This is a genomic window from Arthrobacter sp. D3-16, from assembly GCF_054408515.1.
This window is the reverse complement of record NZ_CP096437.1, coordinates 2,596,036-2,619,069: the sequence shown is the minus strand read 5'-3', so window position 1 is coordinate 2,619,069 and position 23,034 is coordinate 2,596,036. Positions and strand designations below refer to the sequence as shown.

Sequence of the window (23,034 nt, the reverse complement as noted above, 5' to 3'; positions counted from 1 at the left end):
GCGATACAGATGGTAAAGCAGCCCGTATCCGTAAACGGCGTTGTCCGCTGGAAGGATGTGGGCCTCGCCGATCAGGCTAAGAGCGAACAGAAGGAGCGCAAGATGGTTGTACTTCGTCACGAAATCGGTGATGTCCTGCGCGATGTTCGCCAGCGTCAGGGGCGCACGCTCCGTGAAGTTTCGCACAGCGCCCGTGTCTCCCTGGGCTACCTGAGTGAAGTGGAGCGCGGCCAGAAGGAAGCATCCTCCGAGTTGCTTTCCTCGATCTGCTCGGCCCTGGACGTCCCGTTGTCCAGCATGCTTCGTGAGGTCAGTGACCGTGTGGCAGTTGCCGAAGGCGTTGCCGTTCCGGACACCGTACCCCAGGAATTCTCCCAGCGTTACGGACGTGATATCGATCGCGACCTTAACAATGAACTCAACGACGAACTTTCAACAGGCCTGTTCTCCGGCGCCCGGTAAGGGCTGATCCACCACCCGGTGGCCCTGCAATACATGAAGCCCTCGGCGGTAAGCCGGGGGCTTCAGTTGTGTCCGGGCGCTTTCGTGCTTGCCGGTCATGCCGGCATGCCCTGCCTGTTTGGTCTGCCTGCTTGGTCTGCCCTGCGGGTAGCCCCGGTTAGCGCGCCTTACTTCTCCCCGGCCGCCGGGGGACCGTCGTGCGGGAAGCCGTCGCGCTCATAGGTGGAGTTCAGCTTGGCCATAAAACGGGCCAGCTCCTGCAGGTCCTCCACCGGCCACTCGCCCAGGCGTTCCCGGAAGACCTGCCGCCGCGCATCCTGGACCTGGTGCATCTTCTCCTCCCCCCTGGGGGTCAGCCGGATAGCCTGCGCCCGTCCGTCCAGCGGGTCAGCCTCCTTGGATACCAGCCCAATGCTTTCCAGGAAGGCGATCTGCCGGCTCACGGAAGGTTTGCCGACGCCGATGTTCATGGCCAGGTCAGTGAGCCGGATGGGGCCCTCGCGCCGGATGACCGTCAGCAGTCCATAGGCCGCAGGTTCCATGTCCGGGTGGACCTGGCGGGAGAGCTGGTTGGAGACGGCCCGTGCACGCCGCCAAAAGAGGCTGATCTGGTGTTCCACGTTTTGCAAGGCGGCGTCCACGGTGGCATCGTCTTCGCGGCCGTGCGGCGGCGGAACGGCAGGGGAGTTGCTCATGGCAACAATTCTAGGGTGCGGATCGTGAGAGACTTTTCTGGTGCGAATCAGCGACTATTGGCGACTCATGGACGACGAATTTGGCGCCGGGTACTCGCGGGTCCTCAGCAGCACCCTTGTTCTTGCCGGGGTGGGCGGGCGCACTGCGGACCAGGCACTGGCCGCGGGCGTGGAGCCGCGAAAAGTGTGGCTGGCGGTCTGTGATGTCCAGGACGTTCCTCCCGAGCGACGGCTGGGCAGGGACATCAAACCCCGCATCGAATAGGCAGTTTCTCCTGACACGCCGCACCGCTGTTCGAATACCTGTTCGGGTAAAGCTATGCTTTTCCTAGCGGGTTTTCCACATAGCCGCCCTCATCCGGCCGGAATGTCAGTGGGTCCCATTAGCGTCAGAGATGACCAATAAACGGCCGCTGAGGCCACTCCAAAGCGAGAAAGCATTAGAGGTGTGAACCATGGCGGCAGCCCCGGATCGTGCAAAAGCGCTCGAAGCAGCGCTGGCCCAGATCGACAAGCAGTTCGGTAAAGGCTCAGTCATGCGGCTCGGGGACGAAGTCCGGGCCCCGATCGAAGTTATTCCTACCGGTTCCATTGCGTTGGACGTAGCCCTGGGAATTGGCGGCCTGCCCCGTGGCCGCGTGGTAGAGATCTACGGACCGGAATCTTCCGGTAAAACCACGGTGGCCCTCCATGCCGTGGCCAACGCCCAGCGCCTGGGCGGCATTGCCGCGTTCATCGACGCAGAGCACGCCCTCGATCCGGAGTACGCCGCCAAGCTCGGGGTGGACACGGATGCTCTCCTTGTCTCCCAGCCGGACACGGGCGAGCAGGCCTTGGAGATCATGGACATGCTGGTGGGGTCAGGCTCGCTGGACGTCATCGTCATCGACTCCGTTGCCGCCCTGGTGCCCCGCGCTGAAATCGAAGGCGACATGGGCGACAGCCACGTAGGCCTCCAGGCACGCCTCATGAGCCAGGCCCTGCGTAAGATCACCGGACGCCTGAGCCAGACCAAAACCACGGCGATCTTCATCAACCAGCTGCGTGAAAAGATTGGTGTCTTCTTCGGTTCCCCCGAGACCACCACCGGTGGCAAGGCGTTGAAGTTCTACGCCTCCATCCGTATCGACGTCCGCCGCATCCAGACCCTCAAGGAGGGCGCGGACTCAGTCGGCAACCGGACCAAGGCCAAGATCGTCAAGAACAAGATGGCCCCGCCCTTCAAGGTCGCCGAGTTCGACATCATCTATGGCCAGGGTATTTCCCGCGAGGGCGGCATCATTGATATGGGCGTGGAGCACGGCATCATCAAGAAGTCCGGCTCCTGGTTCACGTACGATGGTGACCAGCTGGGCCAGGGTATGGAAAACTCGCGCCGGTTCCTTCGGGACAACCCGGAACTGGCTGCCGAGCTGGAGCGCCTCATCAAGGAAAAGCTCGGCGTCGGCGTGAAGCCGGCGGAGCCTGAGTCCAAGGACTCCCCGAAGCTGAAAGCCGTTGACGGGTTCTAGCCGTTGACCAGTGCTGAAAGCGCGCGTCCCCGCCGGGCCAGAACCGGCGGGCGGCGCGCTGCTTCGTATGCTGACGATTTCCAGGACGGCCCGGATCCAGAGTCGCCGGTCGCAGGAGACGCCGAACCGGATCCCATGTCGGTCGCCCAGGCTATCGTGTACCGGCAGCTGTCGGCTTCTGCGAAAAGCCGGCTCCAGCTTGCCCGCAAGCTTGCCGAGCGGAACATACCGGAGCACGTTGCAGAGGCCGTGCTGGACAAATTCCAGGCAGCCCGGCTCATCGATGACGCCGAATTCGCGGACATGTGGGTGCGGAGCCGGTCGCAGTCCCGGAAGCTGGCCAAGGGCGCACTTCGGCGGGAACTCGCCGACAAGGGGGTTGACCAGGAAACCGCCGCCGCGGCCCTGGAGCAGCTCTCCGACGCTGACGAGGAAGCCGCCGCACGAGTCCTGGTGGAGCGGAAGCTGCGTCCCGGAACTGACCTTGGGGACAGGGCGGACCGTGACAAAGCCACGCGCCGGCTGGCGTCCATGCTGGCGCGCAAGGGCTACCAGCCGTCCCAGGCTTTCCGCATCGTCAGCGAAGTCCTTGATGCCCACGCTGCTCCCGACACTGACGAGCCACCGAACCGGTACCCTTAACAGGTGAGTTTGACCATTCCTTCCCCTCTTTCCGGCACCAACCCGTCTTCGGGGTCCAGCGCTGCTGCCTCGGCTGCCCCCGCTCCGGAACCCGGCACGGGAAAGCCCCGCACTTACGAGGTGCGCACCTTTGGCTGCCAGATGAACGTGCACGATTCAGAGCGCATGGCGGGCATGCTGGAGGACGCCGGCTACGTACCGGCTGACGGCAGCCAGGCGGACGTGGTGGTATTCAACACCTGCGCGGTTCGCGAAAACGCTGACAACAAGCTTTACGGGAACCTCGGCATCCTTGCCCCGGTGAAGGCAGCTAACCCCGGCATGCAGATCGCCGTCGGGGGCTGCCTCGCGCAGAAGGATCGGGAAACCATCCTGAAGAAGGCGCCCTGGGTGGATGCCGTGTTTGGCACCCACAATGTCGGCGCCTTGCCCGCGCTGCTGGACCGTGCCCGGCACAACGACGAGGCGCAGCTGGAAATCCTTGAGTCGCTGGACGTTTTCCCGTCCACCCTTCCCACTAAACGTGACTCGGTGTACTCGGGCTGGGTCTCCATCTCAGTCGGCTGCAACAACACCTGCACCTTCTGCATCGTTCCCGCCCTGCGAGGCAAGGAGAAGGACCGCAGGCCCGGGGACATCCTGGCGGAGATCCAGGCTCTGGTGGACGACGGTGCCATCGAAGTGACCCTCCTGGGGCAGAACGTCAATTCCTACGGCGTGGAGTTCGGCGACCGGCTGGCCTTCTCCAAGCTCCTGCGTGCGTGCGGGGAGATCGAGGGCCTCGAACGGGTCCGCTTCACCAGCCCGCACCCGGCCGCCTTCACCGACGACGTCATCGATGCCATGGCCGAGACGCCCAACGTCATGCCGCAGCTGCACATGCCGCTGCAGTCAGGGTCGGACAAGGTCCTGCGCGAGATGAGGCGGTCCTACCGTTCCACCAAGTTCCTTGGCATCCTGGATAAGGTCCGCGAGAGGATTCCCCACGCCGCCATCTCCACTGACATTATTGTGGGCTTCCCCGGCGAAACGGAAGAAGACTTCCAGGCAACCCTTGATGTGGTGGAACAGTCCCGCTTTGCCACCGCCTTCACCTTCCAGTACTCCAAGCGTCCCGGCACGCCGGCAGCCGACCTGCCGGACCAGTTGCCGAAGGCCGTAGTGCAGGAGCGCTTCGAACGGCTCACCGCGCTGCAGGACCGGATCGCCGCGGAGGAGAACCGGAAACAGCTCGGCCGCCGCGTAGAGGTCATGGTCACCGCCCAGTCAGGCCGCAAAGCCGAAGAAACCCACCGGCTGTCCGGACGTTCCCAGGACCAGCGGCTGGTGCATTTCTCCGTACCGGAAGGAGCGCCGGCGCCGCGGCCGGGTGATCTTGTGACTGTCACCATCACGGAGGCCGCATCCTTCCACCTCGTGGCGGACCCCACCCTTGAGGACTACAGCCTGCGCCGTTCCCGCGCCGGTGACGCCTGGGACAGATCGCAGGCAGATTCCTGCGGAGCACCCGCACCAGGTGCCGCGAAGGGCCGGAGCGGCGTTTCCCTCGGGATGCCTGCCCTGCCTGTCCGCAGCCGCTGACGCGTGGGCTCCCCGCCGGTTATCGCCGTCGTCGGTCCCACCGGCTCCGGCAAGTCCGATTTGGCTGTAAACCTCGCCCTTGAGCTGGACGGCGAAGTCATCAACGCCGACGCCATGCAGTTCTACCGGGGCATGGACATCGGTACCGCGAAAATCACGATGGTTGAACGCAGGGGCGTGCCACACCACCTCCTGGACATCCTGGACGTCACCGAGGAAGCCAGTGTCTCCCGGTTCCAGCAGCAGGCGCGGGCCATGATCACGGACATCCATGCACGCGGGAAGCGGGCCATCCTCGCCGGCGGCTCAGGACTGTATGTGCGGGCCGCCCTTGATGTCCTTGAATTCCCCGGGACGGACTCGGGACTGCGCCGGCAGCTTGAGGAAGAGCTGGCGGCCCGGGGCACTGGTCCACTGCTGGCCCGGCTCCAGGCCGTTGACCCGGTGTCCGCCGGCAGGCTTTCCGACGATCGGCGGATTATCCGGGCCCTGGAGGTCCATGAGCTCACCGGACGGCCGTTCAGCGCCTTTATGCCGCGGCGCGAGTACCACCAGCCCGCGGTACAGATCGGCCTCACTGTTGACCGGGACCAGCTTCGCGACCGCCTGGCCCGCAGGGTGCACCGGATGGTGGACGGCGGCCTGCTCGCCGAGGTGGAGCGGCTTGAAACGCAGGGTCTGCGGCAGGGCAAAACAGCGCCCCGGGCCCTGGGCTACTCGCAGTTCCTGCGGGTCCTTGACGGCAAATCAACAGTTCCCGAGGCTGCCGAGGAGACCATCGTGGCAACCCGGCAGTTCGCCCGGCGGCAGCTCACCTGGTTCCGTGCCGATCCCCGGATAAAGTGGCTGGACTGGCAGGATCCTCAGCTGATGGCCCATGCGGCCGCCCTCTGCAGCTGAACCGGACGCTCCTGTAGCGGACGCCAGACTTATTGGTCATACAGGAATTCCGCTAGCCAGAGGTCGGTGTATCCGGGGGGTAAGTTCCCGGTTTCAGGCCCGCTCCGCCCGACCGGTAACCTTGACACCATGAACGCAACCCTTGCCGAGACATCAGAGCACGCCTTCCGCACGTTGGGCGGGCTCCGCTTCTCCAAGGGGCACGGAACCGGCAACGACTTTGTCCTGGTTGCCGACCCGGAGGGGATACACACCATAGGGTCCGAACAGGTGGCAGCCCTGTGTGACCGCCACCGCGGAATTGGCGGAGACGGGCTCATCCGGGCCGTTCCGTCCCGACTCCTGCCCGAAGGCCGCGAACTGCTGGCCGCGGCCCCCGACGCCGAATGGTTCATGGATTACCGCAACGGCGACGGGTCACTGTCCGAGATGTGCGGCAACGGCGTCCGGGTCTTCGTCCACTTCCTCCGCACCGAGGGCCTGGTGAACCTGCCCGACGGCGGTGCGCTCACAGTCGGCACCCGCGCCGGGGCCAAGACGGTGGTGCGGACCGGTGAGGAGTACGCCGTCGACATGGGCCCCTGGGAGTTTATTTTCCCGGGTGAGGCTACCGCCAAAGCTATGGATTCCTTGGTGACAGCCGACGGACTGGAAGTTCCCCGTCCTGCGTTGTCCATCAGTATGGGCAACCCGCACACCGTGGTAGCCCTCGCCGAGCTCTCCGAACTCGCAGCGACCCGCCTCTTTACCGCACCCGTGGTGGACCCGGTACCCGCCAACGGCACCAACGTGGAGTTCGTGGTTCCGTCAGAACCGCTGGTGCAGGAAGGCGTTGGTTCGGTCACCATGCGCGTGCACGAGCGTGGGGTGGGGGAGACTCAGTCCTGCGGAACGGGAGCCTGCGCCGCGGCGGTGGCCATCAGGCACTGGGCCGGAGCGGAAGCGCCGGACACGTGGCAGGTGCATGTCCCGGGAGGCGTGGTGGGCGTGAAATTTTTCGCCGGCCCCGGCGGCCACGAACACGTGGAGCTCAGCGGTCCGGCCGTTATTGTGGCAACTGGGACGCTTTCCTGACCTTCAGGATGCGGAAGGACTTCGAGGTTGATTCCCGGCTCACGCTGAAGGACTCATCCAGTTCCGCCGACAGCCAGCGCTGAAGCGAGTCCGAACCCAGGTTCTTCTGCACCACCAGCCAGGCAGTTCCGCCCGGCGCAAGGCGCGGCAGCCACAGCCGCAGGAGCGAATGCAGTTCGTCTTTGCCGATCCGGATGGGCGGATTCGACCAGATGGTGTCGAAGCGCACCTCAGGATCCACAGCGTCAGGCGTGCTGGCCACCACATTGGACAGCCCCAGCGCAGCCGCGTTCTCGTTGGTGAGAATGATGCAGCGTTCATTAACGTCCACCGCATAGACCTGCGCGTGAGGCGCGCGCAGCGCCATGGTGAGCGCAATCGGACCCCAACCGCACCCGATGTCCAGCAGGTTGCCGGTAGGCGAGGGCGCGGGAACCTCGGCGAGGAGCACGGCGGTTCCCTTGTCGATTCCGTCCGGGCTGAAGATGCCGGTGGAGGTCTGCAGCCTGCGCGTTTCCCCTGCGAGTTCAACCGTGAGCGGCTTCCGGGTGAACGGGCCGGCGGGGGATGCGCTGAAATAGTGTGCGGACTCCATAACTCGCCAGAGTAGTTCCCCTTGCAGCGTAAAGTGAAACCCTGCCCTTTGCCCCTCTGCTAATGTTGGAGCCATGTTCCTGATCTTCGAGTAGCCGGCACGGGCCCTGCCCGTCCCGTAGCCATGTCCCACAGCGACGCAGGTATCTAAGCCTTCCGCTCAGTGCACCGGACCCGCGCAGATGCGCTTGGTTCGGACGCCGGACAATACTCGAAAGTCAGCCTCCCGCTGTCTCTTTCGCCGATTCTCCGGCTCCTTCCCCCTTCCGCCACCATCACATGATGGGGCCGCCACCGCCAGCCGCTTTCCCGGCCCGGCGAACAAAACAGGAGAACTGCATGACCGCAGGCCGTCAGCCCAGCGCGAATACTTCCCCAACCAGCAGCAATCGGCACTATTCTGGAACTGCCGAATCTTCAAAGGAGACCATGACCAGCCAGCCCAACACCGGATCCGATCCAGCCGCCCAGGACATGAGCCCTGAGGAAATCCAGGCCGTGATCGACCGGATTCTCTCCAAGGATGTACCGGCCAAGAGCGTCAGCACGGCAGGCGATGCCAGCCGCGGCGACGGGAAGGGTGTGCTGGGCACGGCCCAGGCCATATCCCGCCTGGATGAAGAACATTCCACATACGACGGCGACCAGCAGGACCTCGAGGAACGCCGCGCCCTGCGCCGCACGGCAGGGCTATCCACGGAACTGGAAGACGTCACCGAAGTCGAGTACCGCCAGCTTCGGCTGGAACGCGTGGTCCTCGCAGGCATCTGGTCGGAGGGAACCCTCGCAGACGCGGAAAACTCGCTGCGTGAACTTGCCGCCCTTGCCGAAACAGCCGGTTCGGAGGTCCTGGACGGCCTCGTGCAGCGCCGCGACAAGCCGGATCCGGGCACCTTCCTCGGGTCAGGCAAGGCGCTGGAACTGAAGGACATCGTGATGTCCACCGGTGCCGACACCGTTGTGGTCGACGCCGAGCTGGCGCCGTCCCAGCGCCGTGGCCTTGAAGACATCGTCAAGGTCAAGGTCATCGACCGGACAGGCCTGATCCTGGACATCTTCGCCCAGCATGCCAAGAGCCGGGAAGGCAAGGCGCAGGTGGAGCTCGCGCAGCTCGAGTACCTCCTGCCGCGCCTCCGCGGCTGGGGTGAATCAATGTCCCGCCAGGCCGGTGGCCAGGTGGGCAGCGCAGCGGCCGGCATGGGTTCGCGTGGTCCCGGTGAGACGAAGATCGAACTGGACCGCCGAAGGATCCGTACCCGCATGGCCAAGCTGCGGCGCGAGATCGCCGCGATGAAGCCTGCCCGGGAGACGAAACGCGCCAATCGCCGTCGTAATGAGGTGCCCTCGGTGGCAATTGCCGGGTACACCAACGCTGGTAAGTCCTCGCTGCTGAACCGCCTGACCGACGCCGGGGTGCTCGTGGAGAACGCGTTGTTCGCCACCCTGGACCCCACGGTCCGCAAGGCCGAAACCGCCGACGGACTCGGTTACACGCTGGCAGATACTGTCGGTTTTGTCCGGTCCCTCCCCACCCAGCTGGTGGAGGCCTTCCGCTCCACCCTCGAGGAGGTTGCGGACTCGGACCTGATCCTTCACGTCGTGGACGTCTCCCACCCGGACCCCGAGGGCCAGATCGCTGCAGTCCGCAAGGTTTTCAGCGAAGTGGACGCCCGCAAGGTTCCGGAAATCATTGTCCTCAACAAGGCCGACGCCGCTGACCCCTATGTGGTGGAACGGTTGAAGCAGCGCGAACCGCGCCACGTGGTGGTGTCGGCCCGCACGGGGGAAGGCATCCCCGAACTGCTGCAGGCGATCAGCGAGGCCATTCCGCGTCCGTCGGTCAAGCTCGAGCTGCTGATTCCGTATGACCGCGGGGACCTGGTCAGCAAGCTGCATGAGTCCGACGCCGAGATCATCAGCGTCGACCACGATGAAGCCGGTACCCGGGCAGTTGTCAAAGTCCGGGAAGGCCTCGCGGCTGAACTGGAATCATTTATCAGCAATGACTGACCTCGTGGCTGACGAAGCCACAGGCACGGCCGGCGAGCAGTTCGTTATCGAGCTGCTCGACCGGGCCGTTGCCGGCATGGGCGGGCAAAGCCGCAGCGGGCAACATGAAATGGCCCGGCAGGTGGCCCGGGCGATCGAAACCGGCGACCACCTGCTGGTCCAGGCCGGAACGGGTACCGGCAAGTCATTGGCGTACCTCATACCCCTGATAGCCCACGCCCTGGAGAGCGACAAGCCCGCGCTGGTGTCCACTGCAACGCTCGCCCTGCAGACACAGATTGTGGGCAGGGACATTCCGCGCCTCCTGAAGACCATCACTCCAGCCCTGGAGCGGCCGGTAAAAGTGGCCTTGGTAAAAGGACGGTCCAATTACGTCTGCCTGCACAAGCTTGAGGGTGGGTTTCCCTCCGAGGAGCCGGCGGAGGGCCAGCTGTTTTCCCTGGGGGAGGACACCAGCGTCCCGCACTTTGCTGCGGCTGTGGGGGGTCCTGCTTCCCAGCTGGGCAAGGAAGTGGTGCGCCTGCGGGAGTGGGCGGAGAAAACCACCACCGGTGACCGCGATGAGCTCCTGCCCGGCGTCACCGACCGGGCCTGGCGCCAGGTATCCGTCACGTCGATGGAATGCCTGGGCGCGCAGAAGTGCCCCATGGCCGCGGAGTGCTTTAGCGAGCTCGCACGGCAGGATGCCGCCGAAGCCGACGTTGTGGTCACCAACCATGCAATGCTTGCCGTCAGCGCTTTTGAAGGACTGGCGGTGCTGCCCGAATACGACGTCGTAGTGGTTGATGAGGCCCACGAGCTCCAGGACAGGGTCACGGGCGCCGTCTCGGGGCAGCTGTCGGTGGCCATGGTCCACGCAGCTGCCGCCGGTGCCCGCAAGCACACGGCCATCACGGTGGATGCACTCAACGCGGCCGCCGCAAATCTTGAGGTGGCCCTGGCCGGGGTTCCCAACGGGCTGCTCCCCAATGGACTGAACGATGAACAGCTGGACTGTGTGGACCAGCTGCGCGAGGCCTGCCGGGCTGCTTTGTCCGACTCCAAGGGGGACAGCAGCACAACGGCCGACGGCGGGCGGCAGCTTGCGCGCTCCCGGCTGATGCTCATCCTGGAACTGTGCGAACGGCTCCTTGCCGCCCGGGAGAACCGGGAAGTGGTGTGGTTTTCCCGCGCCAGCTCCTTTGACCCCCAGCAGGGATATTCCCAGCCGGACGAGACCGCGCCCGCGCTGATCAATATTGCCCCGCTCTCCGTCGCTGGACGACTGCGGGAGGGATTGTTCGCGGGGCACACAGTTGTCCTGACCTCCGCTACCCTGGCCATCGGATCCGCCTTCGAGCCCGCAGCGGGCGGCCTGGGGCTGGTGGGCGAGGGCGCACCGGGCTGGACCGGTATTGACGTCGGCTCGCCCTTTGACTACCCGAAGCAGGGAATCCTGTACGTGGCGGGGCACCTGCCCAAGCCCGGCCGGGGGGCGTCTCCTGAAGCACTGGCCGAGCTGGAGGCCCTGATCCGGGCTTCCAACGGTGGTGCGCTCTGCCTGTTTTCGTCCCGGCGGGCGGCAGAAGAAGCGGCCGACGCGCTGCGGCCGAAGCTGGACATGACCATCCTGTGCCAGGGCGACTCCACCATGACGGCACTGGTAAAGCAGTTTGCCGACGAACCCGATACCTGCCTGTTCGGCACCATGTCGCTGTGGCAGGGCGTGGATGTTCCCGGCGGGTCATGCCGCCTCGTGGTCATCGACCGGATTCCCTTCCCCCGGCCCGATGATCCGCTGATGACCGCGCGGTCCCGGGCGGTGGCGCAGGCCGGAGGCAACGGCTTTATGTCCGTTTCGGCCACCCACGCCGCCATCCGGCTCGCGCAGGGAGCAGGACGGCTCATCCGGTCAACGGGGGACAAAGGTGTGGTGGCAGTCCTCGACTCCAGGCTGGCCACCGAGCGGTACGCAGGATTCCTCCGGGGCGCGCTGCCGCCGTTCTGGTCCACCACGGACAGGAAGACAGCCATCGCAGCGCTGGAACGGCTGGTCAGGGAGAACGCCTGAAAAGCTAGAGCGAGCGCAGCACCGAAACGACCTTGCCCATGATGGTGGCATGGTCGCCCAGGATGGGCTCGTACTGCGTGTTCTGCGGCAGCAGCCAGGTGTGGCCATCGCGCTGGCGGAAGGTTTTCACTGTGGCTTCGTCGTCCAGCAGTGCTGCGACGATGTCTCCGTTGGCCGCGTCCGCCTGGCGCCGGACCACCACCCAGTCACCATCGCAGATGGCGGCGTCCACCATGGAATCGCCGGCAACCTTGAGCATAAAGAGTTCCCCCTGTCCCACCAGCTGGCGGGGGAGCGCGAGGACGTCCTCCACTACCTGGTCCGCCAGGATCGGTCCGCCGGCAGCGATCCGGCCCACGAGGGGAACCATGGCAGTGTCCATAGCCGTGGGAAGCGCGGTGACACTGCCGGTGCCGGCAGGCAGGAGCGCAGCAGGTTCAGCTGCCTGCTTGGACGAACCACCGTCCAGGGTCAAGGGCATCAACACCTCCATGGCGCGCGGCCGCTTCGGGTCACGCCGGAGGTAGCCCAGCTTCTCCAGCTGCGAAAGCTGGTGCGTGACGCTGGAAAGGCTCGCAAGGCCGACCGTGTCCCCGATTTCCCGCATTGACGGCGGATAACCGTTGTCATTCACCGAGCGCTGGATGGTTTCCAGAATTTTCTTCTGCCGCGGCGTCAGGCCTTTGGCGGTCTTCTTCGGTTGGGAGGTTGCCCTTCCCCCGGCGGCTGGTGCTGCCATATTCGCCAATGCCTTTCGGTTGCCCCGGACACTTTTTGGCCCGGACCTGAAGTTCACGCCGCCATTGTCAGACCCTGCTGATCAACTGTCGAGGTGGTAGTTCCTGTCTTCAAAGTTAGGCCAGCCACATTGCTTTTTCAAACATTTGTTCTAGCGAGTCTCGACATTATTCGTTAATAGGTGCTAAAACAGGAGAAGCAAAGTTCGAACATGTGTTCTATTCGGAGCGTAGCCATTCGAAGATCCGGACCAAGGGTCGAGGGTAAGGCGGGTGCCGAGCGGAACATCGGGCAGCACAGTAAAGGTCCAGGAGGGCTAATTCATGTCAGCTACATCTGCTTCGCAGGATTCAATCCCGGTGCATCACCTCATGCCGGCGCGGGACAAGCCGCACACTGTTCGTCCTGCACCGCTTCCGCCCCTGCGCCTCACACGGCGCGGAAAGATCGTCCTGATCGGAATGCCCCTGGTGCTGCTGGCCGCCCTGCTGCTCTCCCTGGCAGGCTTCTTCAACTCGCCCGCTAAGGCCTCGGACTCTGCGGCGGACCTGGCTGTGACACCGACCATCACCGTCACTGTGCAGCCGGGTGAGTCCCTCTGGGCCATTGCTGGAAGCGTTGCACCGGAGCGGGACGCGCGGGACGTAGTCGCTGACATCGTGCAGCTCAACAATCTGGCCCCCGGGGCGGTCCTCCCGGGGCAGCAGCTGTTCGTCCCCACCCGGTAGCTTGATGATGCCCGCCGGAAACGTCGCCCTGCGGCTGGAAGCGTCGCCCGGAAAGCTGGCACCAATGGCAGCGGGAGAGCCCTTGGACGGGCTTCGCTGCAGGGGCACGCTGAGCGCGAACAGGAAGCCGTCACATTTTCTGGTGCCCGGCACGGGCACTAAACTGTTCAGGTGAATGACCAGCTAGAGCGCCTGAACCGGCTACCCCTCCGCAGCAACCTCCGTGGGCTAACCCCTTACGGGGCGCCCCAGCTGGATGTTCCCATCCTCCTCAATGTCAACGAGAACACCCATGGGGTCCCGGAGGACGTGCGGGCCGCCATCAGCGCAGCAGTAACAGAGGCTGCCGCCGGACTCAACCGCTACCCGGACAGGGAGTTCAGTGAGCTGCGGAAGGCCTTGGCGGAATACCTGGGGCACGGGCTGGATGAGTCGAATGTCTGGGCGGCCAACGGCTCCAACGAAGTCCTCCAGCAGATTCTCCAGGCATTCGGCGGCCCTGGCCGTACGGCGCTCGGCTTCCCGCCCACGTACTCCATGTACCCGTTGCTGGCCAGCGGCACGGACACCGAGTACATCGTGGGCGAACGGGCCGACGGCTACGGCCTCAGTGCAGAGTCCGCGGCGCTCCAGGTGAAGGAGCTGCAGCCCAACATCGTTTTTCTCTGCTCGCCGAACAACCCCACCGGAACCGGCCTGGGGCTCGACGTGGTGGAAGCTGTGTATGAGGCCGGCGAAGCAAGCCAGACAATCGTTATCGTTGATGAGGCTTACCACGAGTTCGCACACGACGGAACGCCCAGCGCCCTGACCCTCCTGCCGGGCAGGGAGCGGCTGATCGTCTCTCGGACCATGAGCAAGGCCTTTGCGCTGGCCGGAGCGCGGCTCGGTTACATGGCGGCCGCTCCGGAGGTCACGGATGCACTGCGCCTGGTGCGCCTGCCGTACCACTTGTCGGCCATTACCCAGGCGACTGCCCTCGCAGCACTCCAGCACCGTGAGGCGCTGATGGCCGATGTTGAAGACATCAAGAAGCAGCGCGACCGCATCGTGACTGAACTGACCCGGATGGGGCTTAAACCCGCCGCCTCCGACTCCAACTATGTTTTCTTCGGCGGGTTGGAGAATCCCCACCAGGTCTGGCAGGAGCTGCTCGACGCCGGTGTCCTGATCCGCGACGTCGGTATTCCCGGCCATCTTCGGGTGACCGCAGGCACTGAGACGGAAACCACAGCGTTCCTCACCTCCCTGGAAAGCATCCTTGCCGGCCAGCGCACGCTTCCGGCCTAGACTTGAAGTACCGGCGCTGGACGCCCTGAACCACTCCTTCTTCCCAAAGGACACTTGACCATGAGTTCCACCGGATCCAATGCGGCCGTGGCCCGGACCGCGCGCATGGAGCGTGCTACGAGTGAATCCTCCGTGCTCGTCGAGATCAACCTGGACGGTACCGGCATCTCGGACATTGACACCTCGGTGCCTTTTTACGACCACATGCTGACAGCGCTCTGCAAGCACTCGCTGATCGACCTGACAGTAAAAGCCACCGGAGACATCCACATTGATGTCCACCACACCGTGGAAGACGTTGCCATTACCTTCGGTGAGGTGCTGCGCACCGCCTTGGGAAACAAGGCCGGGATCCGCCGCTTCGGCGAGGCCACCGTTCCGCTGGATGAAGCACTGGCACATGCCGTCGTTGACGTGTCCGGCCGTCCCTACCTCGTCCACGGAGGTGAGCCAGCGGGCCAGGAATACCACCTGATCGGCGGTCACTTCACCGGCTCGCTCACCCGCCACGTCTTTGAAGCCATCACCCTGCACGCAGGGATCTGCCTCCACATGAACGTCATCGCCGGACGGGACCCGCACCACATCGTTGAGGCCCAGTTCAAAGCCTTCGCCCGTGCCCTTCGTGCCGCTGTTGAATCCGATCCGCGCGTTGAGGGCATCCCCTCCACCAAGGGCGCGCTGTGAGCGGCCAGGTGCTGCGGGACGGCGCCATCATCGATCCCTCAGCTGCACAGAAGCTCCCCTCGCCCGAGGGTAAACCCACGGTAACCGTGCTGGACTACGGTTCCGGGAACGTCCGTTCAGCGGTCCGCGCCCTCGAACGCGCCGGGGCAGAGGTGATCCTCAGCTCGAAGCCCGAGGACGTCCTGAACGCCGACGGCCTGGTGGTTCCCGGCGTCGGAGCCTTTGAAACCGTTATGCGCGAGCTCAAGGCCGTGGACGGTATCCGTCTCATCGGCCGGCGCGTCGCCGGCGGCCGCCCGGTCATGGGAATTTGCGTGGGCCTTCAGGTGCTCTTCGAGGCCGGCGTGGAACACGGTACGGAAGCTGAAGGCATCGGCGAATGGCCCGGCAAGGTGGAACTCCTGCCGGCGGAAGTCGTTCCGCACATGGGCTGGAATACGGTGAAGGTGCCCGAAGGGTCAAAGCTCTTCGCCGGCGTCGAAAACGAGCGGTTCTACTTTGTGCACTCCTATGGCGTGCAGGAGTGGAACTTCGACGTCGTCCAGCCGCGGATGGCCGCACCCCTTGTCACCTGGTCCGAGCACGGTGCCCCCTTCATCGCCGCGGTCGAAAACGGCCCACTCTGCGCCACGCAGTTCCACCCGGAAAAGTCCGGCGACGCCGGCGCCCGGCTGCTGCGCAACTGGGTGGAAGCCCTCCGCAAACCTTCCGTTGCAGGTAACCCGGCTGAAACCGGCGAAACGCCAAGCGGCGACGCCTGAATGTGGTCCGTTATTCTGATGGCCCTCGCCGGCCTGCTGATTGGTGGCGCGCTGTCCTTCCGGCAGCAGCATAAGCCCCTCTGGACACAGGTCTCGTTCTGCGTTTTGGCGGGCATGGCGCTGCTCGCCGCTTACCTGCTGACGCTGCCCGCCACCTAGCTGTTGCTCAACCAACGGCCGGCCAGCTGCCCGCCGCACCTCCCTGCCCCCTAACACCGAGGATCACGATGAACTCCGCTACCGACCTGCCGGTACTTGAACTGCTTCCCGCCGTCGACGTCGTCAACGGCCAGGCCGTCCGGCTGGTCCAGGGCGAGGCAGGCAGCGAAACCAGCTACGGGACCCCGCTGGAGGCGGCCCTGAACTGGCAGCAGCAGGGTGCCGAGTGGGTTCACCTCGTGGACCTTGACGCGGCCTTCGGCCGTGGCTCCAACGCTGAGCTCCTCCAGGAAGTTGTTGGCCGGCTGGACATCAAGGTTGAGCTCTCCGGCGGCCTTCGGGACGACGCCACGCTGGAGGCGGCGCTCGGCCTGGGCGTGGCCCGCGTGAACCTTGGCACGGCAGCGCTGGAGAACCCGGAATGGACCCGCCGGGCCATCGAACGCTTCGGTGACAAGATCGCCGTCGGCCTGGACGTCCGCGGAACCACGCTGGCAGGCCGCGGCTGGACTAAGGAAGGCGGGGACCTCTGGGACGTCCTGGGCCGGCTGGAGGAAGCGGGTTGCTCGCGGTACGTGGTCACCGACGTGACCAAGGACGGTACCCTGCAGGGGCCCAACGTGGAGCTGCTCCGCCAAATGGTCGAAAAGACCGGCAAGCCGGTGGTGGCATCGGGGGGTATTTCGAGCCTGGATGACCTCAAGGTTCTGCGTTCCCTGGTACCGCTGGGTGTTGAAGGTGCCATCGTGGGCAAGGCGTTGTACGCCGGGGCCTTCACGCTGCCCGAGGCCCTGGACGTCGCCGGCCGCCGCTAGGCAGCCGGCACCAGTAGACGCCATGGCCAGCAACGAACCAGGCACGCCGCCGCAGCGCCACCTTCCCGGCCACATTGCCGCCGCCTTGGCCGGGGCAGGTGGCCCCGCCGACTCTGCCGGTCAGCCCTGGGCGGGGCGCAGCCTCGCCGGTGACCACGCCAGGATCCACAACTTCGAGGACGACGACGGAACGGCCGACGCCGGCTACCTCACCGCCGTCGCGGCCCTGCAGGCCGGGCGGGGGGACGAGGCTGCCGTGGTCGCCTCGTTGGCCACTGCCCGCGTTTTTATTCCGATCGTTGCCCAGCTCGCCGAAGAAGCCGAAGGCCAGGACGGCCTTCAGGCCGACAAGCAGGCGGACATGGCCCTGGTCACCCTCAAAGCGGCGGACGGCAGGACTGCCATGCCTGCTTTCACGTCTGCTGAAGCGTTGGCAGCCTGGCACCCCGAAGCCCGGCCCGTCGCGGTCTACGCAGCCAGGGCTGCCCTTTCCGCGGTGTCCGAGGGCGCCGAACTGCTGGTCCTGGACCCGGGGGCGGCAATAACGTTCGTGGTCCGAAGGCCGGCCATGTGGGCCCTGGCCCAGCAGCACGACTGGATCCCGTCCTACACCGATGACATCCTGGCCGGTGAGATGCGCCGGGCGGCAGCGGGCTTCCCGGCGGTGCGCGGTTTGGAACTTCTCCCGGGCAGGGGAGTGGCGGCCCGAACCGCCGACGGATCCGTCCTTGCCGGCGGCGGCGCCGGTCCCGAACTGCAGGTGGTCCTGTACCTGGCGGACGGCCTGGACGCGGCCGGGGTGCAGCAGCTGGTTGCCGGACTGCAGGCTGAGTGGTCGCGGAATGTATTGTTTGGTGAGCGGGTCGACTCCATGGAAATCAAACTCCGGCGCGCTGTCCACTAGCTGCTGCCAGGAGGGGGATCCCCGGCCGGCTGCGGCAGACCGAAGGATTCTTTCGTGAATTTCGCTCTCTACCGGGAGTTGCTGGCCGTCCAGCCCATCAGGCGGCTGCTCCTGGTCGGCATGATCGCCCGTATCCCGCACTCGGCGGCCGGTGTGCTGCTGACCCTGCATATCGTCCTCACCCTGGGCCAGGGGTATGCGGCTGCGGGTGCTGCCGCTGCCGTGATGACCATCGGTATTGCCCTTGGCGCTCCCTGGCGGGGGCGGCGGGTGGACACCGTAGGCCTGCGTAAGGCATTGATTCCCTCTGTGGTGTCCGAAACTGTCATCTGGTCGATAGTGCCGCACGTCTCCTATCAGTGGCTCCTGCCACTGGTCTTTGTGGGCGGGCTGCTCACGCTGCCCATCTTCAGCGTGGTGCGCCAGTCCCTCGGCGTCCTGGCAGACGGCGAACAGCGCCGGACCGCCTTCGCCCTGGACGCGATCACCACCGAAGTGGTCTTTATGATGGGTCCTGCCGCAGGCGCCATCGTGGCCACGAGCGGCTTCAGCGTGGCGGGCCTGACCATCGTGGGCGTCTGCACATCGTTGGCCGGCCTGTTCCTGATGTGGTTCAATCCGCCAACACGAAGTGCTGCCTCCGGTGACGACTGCGAGGCGGACCAGCAGCGGGCGGCCGAGGCCGCCGTGGTCTCCACCGCCCCGGCCCACCTGCAGGAAGCCGCCGCGGACCTGGCACCGGCTGCGGCCCACACTGCCCGCAGGGCCGGGCTGAAGGAGAAGGTTGCGGCCAGCTTTACCTGGTTCACGGCCACGGTGGCCGCACTCTTCGCCGTGGCCGCCGGTGCGGGAATGGTCCTCAGCGGCACGGATGTGGGGATTGTGGCGGCGCTGGAAACAGGCGGCCACCAGGCCGAGATCGGCATTGTTTTCCTGTTCTGGTGCGCCGCTTCCGTCGTTGGCGGGCTCATTTACGGTGCCATGCACCGGCCCGTCCCGCCCATTGTCCTGCTCCTCGGCATGGCAGCCCTGACCATCCCCATGGGATTCGCCCATGACACGTGGACCCTTGCCTTGGTTGCCATCCTTCCGGGGCTCCTGTGCGCCCCGGTACTCTCGTCAGCCTCCGAGAAGGTGGCGGACCTGGTGGATGAGGCAAGACGCGGCGAGGCGATGGGCTGGTATGGCTCCGCCCTCACCGCGGGAGTTGCGCTTGGGGCACCCCTGGCGGGCATCTTCATCGACCAGATCGGGCCGTCCGGGGGCTTTGTTTCGGTGGGACTGGCCGGCGTGGTGCTGTGCCTCATCGGACTGGTGCTCCAGCGGCGCCGCAGAAGCAGAATCACCGTCTAGGAAGACTCCCAGGTGAACGCACGACGGCGGGCCGTCCCTTGTGAGGGATGGCCCGCCGTCGTGAACTGCTCGGTAGTGCGCTACGGCGTCAGTTCACCGCGCCGGTGTACTTCTCGCCCGGGCCCTTGCCCGGAGCGTCGGGGATCAGCGACTCCTCGCGGAAGGCCAGCTGAAGTGAACGCAGGCCATCGCGCAACGGGCCTGCATGCTGGGAGCCGATCTCCGGGGCAGCCGCGGTAACCAAACCGGCCAGGGCCGTGATCAGTTTCCGGGCCTCGTCCAGGTCCTTCAGCTCCTCGGCATTGTCTTCGGCAGCAAGGCCAAGCTTGACTGCAGCGGCACTCATCAGGTGAACGGCTGCAGTGGTGATGACCTCAATGGCCGGCACTTCCGAAATGTCGCGAATCTGCTGGGAGACGTCGGAACCGGCGTCCGCAGGCTCGAAAACGTATGAATTACTGTCTGGGGTGCTCATACTGGTAAGCTTGACACAGACCGACTGGATGTCGTTATTTCAGAGATTGTTCCAAACGATCAAGGTTCCCACCGGCGCTTCACTGCGTTGACGGGAATTTTTTCTGTAAGGTGGCATGCAGTTTGCAAGCGGAGTTCTCTCCCACCCGCGTCAGCCGCTGTTCCGCAGGATCCATGGAACGCAAGGTTGCCGGGTACTGGTTGGCATTGGAACCGGCACATGCCGGAACCTCCGTGCAGTCCCTTGAGCGGGACACGCACAGCCAATCCTCGAGGCCTTCGATTGCTCCGGCAATTGGGGGCCTTCTCTATTTGCCGGGATCCCACAACAACACAGGAGCTTTAACATTAGCGAGCCAAGAATCAATGAGCGTATCCGCGTCCCCGAGGTGCGGCTGGTCGGCCCTGCAGGTGAACAGGTAGGAATCGTCCGTATTGAGGATGCCCTGCGTCTGGCCGCCGAGTCCGACCTTGATCTCGTTGAAGTTGCACCTCAGGCCAAGCCTCCGGTGTGCAAGCTGATGGACTTCGGCAAGTACAAGTACGAGGCCGCGGTCAAGGCACGTGAAGCACGGAAGAACCAGACGAACACCGTTCTGAAGGAAATCCGTTTCCGCCTGAAGATTGACACCCACGACTACGAGACCAAGCGCGGGCATGCACTGCGCTTCCTCGGCGCCGGGGACAAGGTCAAGGCCATGATCCAGTTCCGCGGCCGCGAACAGCAGCGTCCGGAAATGGGCATCCGGCTTCTGCAGCGTTTTGCCGAGGACGTCGCTGAAGTCGGCGTGGTTGAATCCAGCCCGCGCATCGACGGCCGCAACATGGTCATGGTGGTTGGCCCGCTGAAGAACAAGGCTGAGGCTAAAGCTGAAGCACGCCGCGCAACGCAGCGGGCTGAAGCCAAAGCGCAGAACGAAGCCAAGGCCTCCGGCCGTGTCGACGTTTCCGGCAGCGACCAGGCACCCTTGACGCAGTCCCTCGCGGACCTGCTTCCTGAGGGATTCACGGTCTCGACGGAACCGGAAGCAGTAGCTGAAGCTCCCGTGCAGGACGCGGCTCCCGCCGTCGAACCTGCCGCAGCTGCCGCCCCTGCGAAGGAAGCTCCCAAGCAGGAGGCTGTCAAGGAAGCTCCCAGGCAGGAGGCTCCGCGGACGGAAGCCCCCAAGGCTCCCGCACCGAAGGCCGCTGCCCCCGCGCCAAAGGCTGCTGTACCGGCCCCCAAGCCGGCTGCTGAGAAGCCCGAAGCTGCCAAGCCGGCAGCTGCGGCGCCGAAGCCCGCAGCAGTTCCTGCTCCGCCCAAGCCGGTGGCCAGGCCCGCTGCACCCAAGCCCGCCGCCCGCCCTGCCCCCAAAGCAGTGCCAAAGCCGGCTGGCAAGAAGACCACTTAGTCCACAGCTGCCGGAGGTCGCCCTCCGGCAGTCAGCAACCAGCACGCCGCCCCCAAGGGCAGCTGCGCGATAGAACTGCAGGCCCAGCCTGCGGACATGTAAGGAGATCGGTTCCCATGCCGAAGATGAAGACCCACAGTGGTGCTAAGAAGCGCTTCAAGTTGACCGGTAGCGGCAAGCTGCGCCGCCAGCAGGCCAACCGCCGCCACTACCTCGAGCACAAGTCCTCCAGGCTGACCCGCCGCCTTGCCGGCGACAAGATCGTCTTCAAGGGCGACGCCAAGGTCATCCGGAAGATGCTCGGCATCTAGTTTCCAAGTTCTTTGACTGACCACCACCTGGTGTAGGTCACCTACCAAAAAGCCTTCTCAGGCCGCCGGGAATTCCGGCAGTAGATGCTTGGGAGCAGAATTTTCGAAGGAGTACGCACGTGGCACGTGTGAAGAGGGCGGTCAACGCCCACAAGAAGCGCCGGGTTATCCTTGAACGCGCAAAGGGCTACCGTGGACAGCGCTCACGCCTGTACCGCAAGGCTAAAGAGCAGCTGCTGCACTCGTTTGTGTACAGCTACGGCGACCGCAAGAAGAAGAAGGGCGACTTCCGCCGCCTGTGGATCCAGCGCATCAACGCTGCTTCCCGCGCCAATGGCCTCACCTACAACCGTCTCATCCAGGGCCTGAAGGCCGCTGAGGTTGAGGTTGACCGCCGTATGCTGGCTGAGCTGGCCGTCTCCGACGCCAACGCTTTCGCTGCACTGGTCCAGGTTGCCAAGGACTCGCTGCCGGCCGACACCTCCGCCAAGAAGGTCGTCGCTGCACAGTAGCTCCTGCCTTCCCTCATGCGAGGGCCAGTTCAGGAACTGGTGGCCCTAGCCACTAAAGTTTCCTATATGAACGAAACCGGGCGCCCGCAGGATTTTCCACTTTCCAACCCCCGAGCAGATCGGGTCAAGGATGTGGCAAAGCTTGCCGGGCGCCCGGCGCGTTTAAAGCGCGGACAGTTCCTGGCAGAAGGGCCCCAGGCTGTCCGCGAAGCGCTGAAGCTCCACCAGCAGCGCCTGGCTTGGGGTGCCCCGGGCGTGGTCACCGAGGTGTTTGCCAGCGAAGCCTGCCTGGACCGGTTCCCCGAATTCGAGGAGCTCTCTGAGGGCACGAACGCAAGGCTGGCCACAGACGAGGTCTTGGCAGCCATGGCAGACACCGTCAACCCGCAGGGCATCATCGCCGTCTGCCGTTTCCTGGACGTGCCGCTTGATGAAGTGCTCGACGCCGGTCCGCGCCTGATTGCCGTACTGTGCCAGGTCCGCGACCCGGGTAATGCCGGAACCGTCCTGCGTGCGGCGGACTCCGCAGGAGCAGACGCGGTGATCCTCACCGGCTCCAGCGTTGATATCTACAATCCCAAGGCGGTCCGCTCCACGGCCGGATCCCTGTTCCACCTTCCGGTGGTGCTGGGGGCCGACGTCAATGAAGTGGTTGCGGCTTGCCGGGCGCGGGGGATCGGGATCCTGGCTGCTGACGGTTACGGCTCCCTCAACCTCGATGCGCTGCAGGACGAAAATGCGCGGCGCCGGCTGACCGGGGACGGAGCGCCGTCGGAGTACGACCTGGAAAATCCCACAGCCTGGCTGTTCGGAAATGAGGCCCAGGGGTTGTCCCGGGAGGAGCTCGACCTGGCTGACCACAGGGTGGCTGTGCCGGTCTACGGTGCTGCAGAAAGCCTCAACCTTGGCACTGCCGCTACTGTTTGCCTCTACGCCAGTGCCCGTTCGCAGCACCTGCCGGCCGCCCTGACGGCATAGTTTCCCGTTCGTACGCTGACACACAGCGAGGGCCCCGTTATCTCCGGAGCCCTCGCTTGCGTGAAATTTTGGTGTGTCCGGAACTTAGGGCGCGCGTGAGGCCTTGCCGCGTCCGGTGATGGCACCGTAGATACCGGCGACCACCAGGCCGCCCACGATGGCGAGAATCCACGTGCCGAGATCGAAGAAGGCGAGATCGCCCCTGTTGAAGAGCAGGCTGCCGATCCAGCCGCCCACAATGGCGCCCACCACGCCAAGAACCAGGCTGGTGACCCAACCGCCACCCACACTGCCGGGCATCACGGCTTTGACGATGGCCCCAACAATGAGGCCGAGAATGATCCAAGCAAGAAAACCCATGTCTCCTCCTTATAGTGACCGGGATTTACCCTCCCGATGAGCATCAAGCTAACA

At 65.0% G+C, this 23,034-nt stretch carries 26 protein-coding genes; 21 read left to right on the top strand and 5 right to left on the bottom strand.

All coding sequences use genetic code 11. The features are described 5' to 3' along the window. The first annotated feature begins 9 nt into the window (after positions 1–9). On the top strand, positions 10–462 hold the full coding sequence (locus M1D32_RS12480; RefSeq protein WP_458778971.1) for a helix-turn-helix domain-containing protein: 453 nt from the start codon (positions 10–12) through the stop codon (positions 460–462). A gap of 167 nt (positions 463–629) precedes the next feature. Here M1D32_RS12480 and M1D32_RS12475 read toward each other — a convergent pair whose 3' ends face one another. Further along, positions 630–1,157, bottom strand: a complete 528-nt coding sequence (locus M1D32_RS12475) for a MarR family winged helix-turn-helix transcriptional regulator (RefSeq protein WP_458778970.1) — start codon at positions 1,155–1,157, stop codon at positions 630–632. 40 nt (positions 1,158–1,197) lie between these two features. On the opposite strand from M1D32_RS12475, the gene M1D32_RS12470 reads away from it, so the two are divergent. The 6 genes from M1D32_RS12470 to dapF all read left to right on the top strand — a co-directional run bounded on the left by M1D32_RS12470 (position 1,198) and on the right by dapF (position 6,865). Next, entirely contained in the window at positions 1,198–1,422 is a 225-nt protein-coding gene (locus M1D32_RS12470) for a DUF3046 domain-containing protein (protein ID WP_458778969.1), read from the top strand. 190 nt (positions 1,423–1,612) lie between these two features. Then, positions 1,613–2,668: a recombinase RecA gene (recA, locus tag M1D32_RS12465; protein WP_066274884.1), complete on the top strand. Its 1,056-nt coding sequence runs from the start codon at positions 1,613–1,615 to the stop codon at positions 2,666–2,668. Positions 2,669–2,803: 135 nt separating this feature from the next. Then, positions 2,804–3,310, top strand: coding sequence for a regulatory protein RecX (locus M1D32_RS12460; RefSeq protein ID WP_458778968.1), 507 nt, complete (start codon positions 2,804–2,806; stop codon positions 3,308–3,310). A gap of 3 nt (positions 3,311–3,313) precedes the next feature. Next, positions 3,314–4,891, top strand: coding sequence for a tRNA (N6-isopentenyl adenosine(37)-C2)-methylthiotransferase MiaB (gene miaB / locus M1D32_RS12455; RefSeq protein ID WP_458778967.1), 1,578 nt, complete (start codon positions 3,314–3,316; stop codon positions 4,889–4,891). A gap of 3 nt (positions 4,892–4,894) precedes the next feature. Beyond that, positions 4,895–5,791, top strand: coding sequence for a tRNA (adenosine(37)-N6)-dimethylallyltransferase MiaA (miaA, locus tag M1D32_RS12450; protein WP_458778966.1), 897 nt, complete (start codon positions 4,895–4,897; stop codon positions 5,789–5,791). A gap of 129 nt (positions 5,792–5,920) precedes the next feature. Continuing rightward, the gene (gene dapF, locus M1D32_RS12445; RefSeq protein ID WP_458778965.1) at positions 5,921–6,865 is read left to right on the top strand and encodes a diaminopimelate epimerase; all 945 of its coding nucleotides are present in this window, start codon (positions 5,921–5,923) and stop codon (positions 6,863–6,865) included. On the opposite strand, the gene M1D32_RS12440 is transcribed toward dapF, so the two are convergent. Continuing rightward, positions 6,837–7,460 carry a class I SAM-dependent methyltransferase gene (locus M1D32_RS12440; protein WP_458778964.1) on the bottom strand — a complete coding sequence of 208 codons (624 nt, stop codon included), beginning with the start codon at positions 7,458–7,460 and terminating at the stop codon, positions 6,837–6,839. The two genes, dapF and M1D32_RS12440, sit on opposite strands and share 29 nt — an antisense overlap. Positions 7,461–7,888: 428 nt before the next feature. On the opposite strand from M1D32_RS12440, the gene hflX reads away from it, so the two are divergent. Together hflX and M1D32_RS12430 are read left to right on the top strand one after the other, a co-directional pair. Continuing rightward, positions 7,889–9,469 (top strand): GTPase HflX, encoded by a 1,581-nt coding sequence (gene hflX / locus M1D32_RS12435; RefSeq protein ID WP_458778963.1) that lies wholly within the window; start codon positions 7,889–7,891, stop codon positions 9,467–9,469. Beyond that, a complete protein-coding gene (locus M1D32_RS12430) occupies positions 9,462–11,519 on the top strand; it encodes an ATP-dependent DNA helicase (RefSeq protein WP_458778962.1) in 2,058 nt (685 codons plus the stop codon). Before hflX ends, M1D32_RS12430 begins: the two co-directional genes overlap by 8 nt. Positions 11,520–11,523: 4 nt before the next feature. Here M1D32_RS12430 and lexA read toward each other — a convergent pair whose 3' ends face one another. Beyond that, positions 11,524–12,258 carry a transcriptional repressor LexA gene (gene lexA, locus M1D32_RS12425; RefSeq protein ID WP_458778961.1) on the bottom strand — a complete coding sequence of 245 codons (735 nt, stop codon included), beginning with the start codon at positions 12,256–12,258 and terminating at the stop codon, positions 11,524–11,526. Between the two features lie 370 nt (positions 12,259–12,628). Between lexA and M1D32_RS12420 the strand changes: the two genes are divergently transcribed. From M1D32_RS12420 to M1D32_RS12385, 8 genes are all read left to right on the top strand, one after another. After that, positions 12,629–12,985, top strand: a complete 357-nt coding sequence (locus tag M1D32_RS12420; RefSeq protein WP_458782183.1) for a LysM peptidoglycan-binding domain-containing protein — start codon at positions 12,629–12,631, stop codon at positions 12,983–12,985. 171 nt (positions 12,986–13,156) lie between these two features. Continuing rightward, a complete protein-coding gene (locus M1D32_RS12415; RefSeq protein WP_458778960.1) occupies positions 13,157–14,275 on the top strand; it encodes a histidinol-phosphate transaminase in 1,119 nt (372 codons plus the stop codon). A gap of 60 nt (positions 14,276–14,335) precedes the next feature. Beyond that, positions 14,336–14,962 (top strand): imidazoleglycerol-phosphate dehydratase HisB, encoded by a 627-nt coding sequence (hisB, locus tag M1D32_RS12410; protein ID WP_458778959.1) that lies wholly within the window; start codon positions 14,336–14,338, stop codon positions 14,960–14,962. Next, positions 14,959–15,723, top strand: coding sequence for an imidazole glycerol phosphate synthase subunit HisH (hisH, locus tag M1D32_RS12405; RefSeq protein WP_458778958.1), 765 nt, complete (start codon positions 14,959–14,961; stop codon positions 15,721–15,723). Before hisB ends, hisH begins: the two co-directional genes overlap by 4 nt. Then, entirely contained in the window at positions 15,724–15,882 is a 159-nt protein-coding gene (locus M1D32_RS12400) for a hypothetical protein (RefSeq protein ID WP_458778957.1), read from the top strand. It abuts the gene before it with no gap. Positions 15,883–15,950: 68 nt separating this feature from the next. Continuing rightward, on the top strand, positions 15,951–16,697 hold the full coding sequence (gene priA, locus M1D32_RS12395; RefSeq protein ID WP_458778956.1) for a bifunctional 1-(5-phosphoribosyl)-5-((5-phosphoribosylamino)methylideneamino)imidazole-4-carboxamide isomerase/phosphoribosylanthranilate isomerase PriA: 747 nt from the start codon (positions 15,951–15,953) through the stop codon (positions 16,695–16,697). A 22-nt stretch (positions 16,698–16,719) separates the two neighbouring features. Then, positions 16,720–17,601, top strand: coding sequence for an SseB family protein (locus tag M1D32_RS12390; protein WP_458778955.1), 882 nt, complete (start codon positions 16,720–16,722; stop codon positions 17,599–17,601). Between the two features lie 54 nt (positions 17,602–17,655). Further along, complete coding sequence (locus M1D32_RS12385) at positions 17,656–18,954, top strand: MFS transporter (protein WP_458778954.1); 1,299 nt, start codon at positions 17,656–17,658, stop codon at positions 18,952–18,954. An 88-nt stretch (positions 18,955–19,042) separates the two neighbouring features. Here M1D32_RS12385 and M1D32_RS12380 read toward each other — a convergent pair whose 3' ends face one another. After that, positions 19,043–19,429, bottom strand: a complete 387-nt coding sequence (locus M1D32_RS12380) for a DUF1844 domain-containing protein (protein ID WP_104042762.1) — start codon at positions 19,427–19,429, stop codon at positions 19,043–19,045. Positions 19,430–19,817: 388 nt separating this feature from the next. On the opposite strand from M1D32_RS12380, the gene infC reads away from it, so the two are divergent. From infC to M1D32_RS12360, 4 genes are all read left to right on the top strand, one after another. Next, positions 19,818–20,819 (top strand): translation initiation factor IF-3, encoded by a 1,002-nt coding sequence (gene infC, locus M1D32_RS12375; RefSeq protein ID WP_458778953.1) that lies wholly within the window; start codon positions 19,818–19,820, stop codon positions 20,817–20,819. A 116-nt stretch (positions 20,820–20,935) separates the two neighbouring features. Beyond that, positions 20,936–21,130: a 50S ribosomal protein L35 gene (gene rpmI, locus M1D32_RS12370; protein ID WP_009358635.1), complete on the top strand. Its 195-nt coding sequence runs from the start codon at positions 20,936–20,938 to the stop codon at positions 21,128–21,130. Positions 21,131–21,249: 119 nt separating this feature from the next. Continuing rightward, positions 21,250–21,642, top strand: a complete 393-nt coding sequence (rplT, locus tag M1D32_RS12365) for a 50S ribosomal protein L20 (RefSeq protein WP_163164571.1) — start codon at positions 21,250–21,252, stop codon at positions 21,640–21,642. Between the two features lie 66 nt (positions 21,643–21,708). Continuing rightward, positions 21,709–22,620, top strand: a complete 912-nt coding sequence (locus M1D32_RS12360; protein WP_458778952.1) for a TrmH family RNA methyltransferase — start codon at positions 21,709–21,711, stop codon at positions 22,618–22,620. Positions 22,621–22,704: 84 nt separating this feature from the next. On the opposite strand, the gene M1D32_RS12355 is transcribed toward M1D32_RS12360, so the two are convergent. Then, the gene (locus M1D32_RS12355) at positions 22,705–22,980 is read right to left on the bottom strand and encodes a GlsB/YeaQ/YmgE family stress response membrane protein (RefSeq protein WP_458778951.1); all 276 of its coding nucleotides are present in this window, start codon (positions 22,978–22,980) and stop codon (positions 22,705–22,707) included. Positions 22,981–23,034 lie beyond the last annotated feature (54 nt).